At 74.2% G+C, this 4,589-nt stretch carries 5 protein-coding genes; 2 read left to right on the plus strand and 3 right to left on the minus strand.

Features of this window, described 5'->3' with window-relative positions:
* Positions 1–113: 113 nt before the first annotated feature.
* Positions 114–953, minus strand: coding sequence for an ABC transporter permease (locus ABD335_RS02920; protein ID WP_344320437.1), 840 nt, complete (start codon positions 951–953; stop codon positions 114–116).
* Positions 950–1,975: an ATP-binding cassette domain-containing protein gene (locus ABD335_RS02925; RefSeq protein WP_344320438.1), complete on the minus strand. Its 1,026-nt coding sequence runs from the start codon at positions 1,973–1,975 to the stop codon at positions 950–952. Before ABD335_RS02925 ends, ABD335_RS02920 begins: the two co-directional genes overlap by 4 nt.
* A gap of 86 nt (positions 1,976–2,061) precedes the next feature.
* Here ABD335_RS02925 and ABD335_RS02930 point away from each other — a divergent pair, with 86 nt between their 5' ends.
* Both ABD335_RS02930 and ABD335_RS02935 read left to right on the plus strand, forming a co-directional pair.
* The gene (locus tag ABD335_RS02930; RefSeq protein ID WP_344320439.1) at positions 2,062–2,883 is read left to right on the plus strand and encodes a TetR/AcrR family transcriptional regulator; all 822 of its coding nucleotides are present in this window, start codon (positions 2,062–2,064) and stop codon (positions 2,881–2,883) included.
* 285 nt (positions 2,884–3,168) lie between these two features.
* The gene (locus ABD335_RS02935; protein ID WP_344320440.1) at positions 3,169–3,516 is read left to right on the plus strand and encodes a hypothetical protein; all 348 of its coding nucleotides are present in this window, start codon (positions 3,169–3,171) and stop codon (positions 3,514–3,516) included.
* 75 nt (positions 3,517–3,591) lie between these two features.
* Here the strand turns inward: ABD335_RS02935 and ABD335_RS02940 are convergent, their stop codons facing one another.
* A complete protein-coding gene (locus tag ABD335_RS02940; RefSeq protein ID WP_344320699.1) occupies positions 3,592–4,560 on the minus strand; it encodes a hypothetical protein in 969 nt (322 codons plus the stop codon).
* Between the last annotated feature and the right edge of the window lie 29 nt (positions 4,561–4,589).

Consider the following 4,589-nt stretch of genomic DNA (forward strand, 5'->3'; position numbering starts at 1 on the left):
CCCGCGGACACGCCACCGGCCCGGCCGTCCCTCGGACGACCGGGCCGACGGCATCCCTGTACCGCCCGTCTCCCTCCTCGGCCTCCTCGGCCTCCTCGGCCTCCTCGGCCTCCTTACCGCGACAGCCGCTGGAAGCGGCGCACCGCCAGAGGGAGGAAGACGGCCGTGACGACCAGCGGCCAGACCACCGCCATCAGCGCCGCGTTCTCCTCGATCCAGCTCCCGCCGGTCGCCACCGGGTTGCCGAAGAGGTCCCGGACGGCGTTGGCGGTGGAGGAGACCGGGTTCCACATCGCGATGGCGCCCAACCAGTCCGGCATCATAGAGGGCGGCGTGAAGACGCTGGAGATCATCCCGAAGGGGAAGGCCACGGCGAACAGGTTCCCCGCCGCCTCCTGGTTGGGAACGAGCAGCCCGAGGAACACCCCGACCCAGATCAGCGCGGAGCGCAGCAGGAGCAGCAGCGCGAAGGCGTAGAGGGTCGCGAGCACCCCGCCGTCCGAGCGCCAGCCGACGGCCAGGGCGATCAGGACCAACACCAGCAGGTCCAGCGCGGCGTGCAGCACGTCGGAGACGCCGCGGCCGGTGACCACCGCGGAGGGGGACATCGGCATCGACCGGAACCGGTCGGTGACGCCCCGGTCCTTGTCGACGACGACGGCCATCGCGGTGTTCATGAAGCCGAAGGCCATCGTCATGGTGAACATGCCGGGCAGCGCGTACGACTCGTAGTCCCCCGCGCCCACGTCCATGGCGCTGCCGAAGACGTAGACGAACAGCAGCACCGAGACGATCGGGAAACCGAGCTGCCAGGCGATGATGGACGGCTGCTTGGCGAGGTGGAGCAGGTCGCGGCGGACGATCGTCCAGCAGTCCGCGACCGCCCAGTACAGCCGCCGCTCGGGGCCGTCGGGGAGGACGGGGGCGGGGGCGGGGTTCGGTGCGGTGCTCATGCGGCGGTCTCCTCCCGCTCCTTCTTCCCGGCCGTCCCTTCCGTCCCGTTCCGCTCCGCGCGGTGGCCGGTCAGGCGCAGGAAGACCTCGTCCAGGGTGGGGCGGCGCAGGCCGATGTCCTCCATCCCGACGCCCTCGTCCTGGAGGGTCCGGGCCACCTCGGTGAGCGCGGCCACCCGGTCGGTGACCGGCGCGTGCACCCGGCGCTCCTCGGGATCGGTGTGCGGCTCGGCCCCGTCCGCGACCCCGGCGAGCACGCGGACGGCGGTGGGGATGTCGGCCGCGTCGCGGAGCACGACCTCGACGCGGTCGCCGCCGATGGCGTTCTTCAGCCCGGCCGGGGTGTCGTCGGCGATGCGCACGCCCCGGTCGAGGACGGTGATGCGGTCGGCCAGCTTGTCGGCCTCGTCCAGGTACTGCGTGGTGAGCAGCACCGTGGTGCCGCCCGCGACCAGGGAGCGCACCGCCTCCCACACCTCGTTGCGGCTGCGCGGGTCCAGCCCGGTGGTGGGCTCGTCGAGGAAGAGCACGTCGGGCGCGAGGATCATGCCGGCGGCCAGGTCGAGCCGCCGCCGCATGCCGCCGCTGTACGCCTTGAGCTGCTTGTCGGCGGCGTCCGTCAGGCCGAAGCGGTCCAGCAGTTCGTCGGCGCGCCGCCGGGCCTGACGGGTGCCGAGGTGGAACAGGCGGCCGAACATCTCCAGGTTCTGCCGGCCGGTGAGGATCTCGTCGACCGCCGCGTACTGGCCGACCAGCCCGATCCTGCGGCGCACGCGGGCGGGCTCGCGGGCCACGTCGTGACCGGCCACGGTGGCGCGTCCGCCGTCGAGGCGGACGAGCGTGGCCAGGATGCGCACGGCGGTGGTCTTGCCCGCGCCGTTGGGGCCGAGCAGGCCGTGCACGGTGCCGCGCCGGACGGCGAGGTCGAAGCCGTCCAGGGCGCGCTTGTCGCCGTACCGCTTCACCAGCCCCTCCGCCCACACCGCGTGCTCGGCGCGTCCGGCGCCGTGGGGTGTCGTCATGGTGCCTCCCTCCAAACCGAGTACACCGTACCCGATTGCGCGTACGGTGTACTCGGTTTTTCCGCGCACCCGTAGGATGGAGTGCGATGACGACCCGAGAAAACGGCGACCACCTGCGGCGCAGCCTCGAACTCCTGTGGGGCCGGCGCGAGCGCCCCGCCCGCGGCCCCAAGCCGGGCCTGACCCTGGAGCGCATCGTCGCCGCGGGCATCCGGATCGCCGACGCCGAGGGGATCGACGCGCTCTCCATGCGCCGCGTCGCCGCCGAGCTGGGGGTCGGCACGATGTCGCTCTACCGCTACGTGCCGGGCAAGGCCGAACTGCTGGAGCTGATGATCGACCGCGCCTACGGCATGACGGACGGCTCCGACGCGCCCCGGGACGCCGACTGGCGCACGGTCATGCGGCACGTCGCCCTCGGCACGTGGCGGATGTACCTGGACCACCCCTGGCTGCTCCGGATCAACCTCGCCCGCCCCGTGCTCGGCCCCGGCGCCGTGGCCGGCTTCGACTACGCCCTCTCCGGCCTGGCGGACCTCGACCTCACCGACCACGAGCGGATGGGGTTCGTCGCCGCCCTCGACGGCTACGTCGCCGGCTGCGCCCGCACCCACGTCAACGCCGCCCAGGCCGCCCAACAGACCGGCATCAGCGACGAGGAGTTCTGGTCGGCGCACGGGCCCATGCTGGAGAAGGCGATGCTCAGCGGCGCGTATCCGCACGTCGCCGCCCTCGCCGAGGACACCTTCGCCGTCCCCGGCGAGAAGCTCTTCGAGTTCGGTCTGGAACGGCTGCTCGACGGCATGGAGGCGTTCCTCGCGGAACGGACCGACGAGCGGTCCGGCGGACGGTCCGGCGAGCGGTCCGGCGAGCGGGCCTGTGACGGGGACGACGCCGAGGGCGGCTGAGGGCGGCACACCCCGTCGACAGCGGCCCCTCCGGCCGCCACCATGGTCGGGTCCGTCGCGGAACACGACCCGGGGGTGCCGATGGGAACGGAGTCGGGAGGCCGACCCGACCGGTTCGGACGCGGGACGGCGGCCGTCGCCGTGGCGTTCCTGCTGCTGACGGGGTGCGACTCGGGAGGGTCGGACGCGCCGGGAAGCGCGAGCGGGAGCACGTCCGGCACCCCCTCCGCCCCCTCCTCCGCCCCCGCCCCGTCCGAGGACCCCCTCGGGGGGACGCTGCTCGCCGTGACCAGGACCGGCGGCATCGCCGGCGGGTACACCAGTGTCGTCGTCGACCGGGACGGCGCGGTGGAGGTGCTGGACGCCCCGGGCGGCACGCCGGAGACCGACCGGATGCCGCGGGGCGAACTGGCCGAGCTGCGCGGCCTGTTGGAGAGCGAGGAGTTCGAGAGCCTGCCGCGGCGGACCATCGACCGGCAGGTCCCCGACGCCTTCGTCTACGAGTTCGTGACGCCGGGGCACGCGGTGCTCGCCGACGACCTCTCCCTGCGCGACCCGCTGCGGGACGTCCTGGAACTGGTCGGCCCCTGGCTGGACGGCGGCACGGGTCAGGAGGCGTCGACCGCCGAGTAGCGGCGGTCGTCCGCCGGGACGCCGGCCGGCCCACGAGCGCGGACCCGGCGGGGAGCGAGGACGGGAGGCCCCGGCTCAGCCCCTGCGCCGGGCGGCCCGGCGCAGGGCCAGGAAGAGGACGGCGACCGAGGCGAGGGCGAGGACGAGGACGGTGGTGTTCCCCTGTCCCTCCTCCCCCGCCGCGTCGCCCGCCGGATCGCCCGCCCGGTCGTCCGCCGGACCCCCCTCGCCGTCCCGGGACCGTTCGGCCTCCTCCCGCCGTACGCTCTCCGGGAGTTGGTCGCCGGTCGGTTCCCTCGGCTGTACGGCGCCGCGCGCGCCCTCCGTGCCGTACAGCAGGGTCCGACCGTCCGGGGTGAAGGTCAGCGACTCGCCCTGGCGCTGCATCGGCACGGTCAACCGTCCCAGCTCGCGCGGCTTCCCGTCCCGCCAGGCGTACATCCTCCCGTCGAAGTAGCCGCGCACCGCCAGCCGGGTGCCGTCCGGGGAGAAGGCGGCGTCGGTCGCCCACACGTCGACGGCGGCCACGCGGGTGAAGGTGTTGACGCCGGACGCCGAGAGCTCCTCCGGTCCGGCGTACAGGGCGCCGCCGTCCTCGTCCTTGCTGACGATGTACACCCGCCCGGTGCCGGGGTGGACCGCCAGGGACTCGGCGTCGCGCGGACCGTCCGCGTAGCGCACGGTGTGGCGGGTGACCTCCACCGCCCGGTCGGTCAGCTCCTCGGGCTCGGGGAAGCGGTAGATCCACACCTCCGGCCACCGCCCGCCGAAGTTGTCGCCGATGTCGCCGACGTGGACATCGCCGTCGGGGCCGACGGAGACGGCCTCGACGTCGCGCGGGGCGACGCCGGTCAGGGTGATCGTGGCGACCGTCCGCCCCGTCCGGCCGTCCACCGCGTAGACGTACGGCCCGTCGTCGCTGTCGTTGTGCGTCCAGTACACGCCGGGGTGGGCACGGCTGGCGGCCAGTCCGCTGGACTCGGTGATCCGCTCGTCCTCGATGGTGAAGCCGTCGGCGGCGGGCGGCCCGGCGTACGGCCGGATCGGCGCGAGCTGCGGGCGGCCGACCTCCA

It is taken from the genome of Streptomyces macrosporus (assembly GCF_039533145.1).
GTDB lineage: Bacteria > Actinomycetota > Actinomycetes > Streptomycetales > Streptomycetaceae > Streptomyces > Streptomyces macrosporus.